Origin of the sequence: Psychrobacter sp. ASPA161_9, from assembly GCF_051970275.1 — a bacterium.
Lineage (GTDB): Bacteria > Pseudomonadota > Gammaproteobacteria > Pseudomonadales > Moraxellaceae > Psychrobacter.
This window is the reverse complement of record NZ_JBEFNI010000026.1, coordinates 1-874: the sequence shown is the minus strand read 5'-3', so window position 1 is coordinate 874 and position 874 is coordinate 1. Positions and strand designations below refer to the sequence as shown.

At 42.0% G+C, this 874-nt stretch carries 2 protein-coding genes; both read left to right on the top strand.

Translation table 11 applies throughout. The annotated features are described in order from the left end of the window. A partial coding sequence (locus ACTQ9S_RS13770) for an IS630 transposase-related protein (RefSeq protein ID WP_440455275.1) occupies nt 1–376 on the top strand: 376 nt, incomplete at its 5' end. Beyond that, a complete protein-coding gene (locus tag ACTQ9S_RS13765) occupies nt 345–869 on the top strand; it encodes an IS630 family transposase (RefSeq protein WP_149031835.1) in 525 nt (174 codons plus the stop codon). The genes ACTQ9S_RS13770 and ACTQ9S_RS13765, both read left to right, overlap by 32 nt. Nucleotides 870–874 lie beyond the last annotated feature (5 nt).

Genomic DNA, 874 nt, shown 5'->3' with positions numbered 1-874 from the left:
AATTGTTATCATAAAGACCATGACTTACTCACTAGATTTTCGCAAACAAGTACTAAAAAGCTTAGACGAGGGTATGACCATTGCCGGGGCGGCTGAGTTCTATAATCTCAGCCCAACCACCATACAAAACTGGAAGAGACGTGTTCATAGCAAAACAATCAGGCAAACCAAACCCTATAAAATACCAGATGACGTGCTACTTAATGATGTCAAAGAACATCCTGATGATTACCAGTATGAGCGAGCACGTCGTTTAAATTGTAGTAAAACAGGCATTTATCATGCCCTAAAGCGCCTAGGCATCAGTCAAAAAAAAGACCTTAGAGCATCCAAAAGCTTGCCCAATAAAAAGAGCGGCGTATCAGGGAAAGCTTGATAGCTTTACGCAGCAAGGCTATCCCATTGTCTATATGGATGAAAGCGGCTTTGAGCACGAGACCATCCGCTCTCATGGCTATGCGCCGATCGGTAAGCCTTGTATCGATAGCTACAACTGGCAAGGTAAAAAGCGAACCAACGTTATTGGTGCTCTGTATGAAAAGATGCTGTTTGCGCTTGATTACTTTGAGACAAACATCAACAGCATCGTCTTCTATCACTGGTGCAAACACAAGCTAATCCCAAGTCTTAAAACCAAATGCGTGATTGTGATGGATAACGCCAGATTTCATAAGAGCAAACGCATTCAAAAGCTACTAAACAGGCACGGGCATCGTATTCTTTGGTTGCCGCCGTACAGCCCAGACCTAAACCCTATCGAAAAGAAATGGGCTCAAGTGAAGTTTCTACGCCAAGGTTGGATGCAAAATGACTTATCCAAATTGTTTTATGATATTTGTCCAAGGCATAACATTTTTATTTTGAACTGACTATA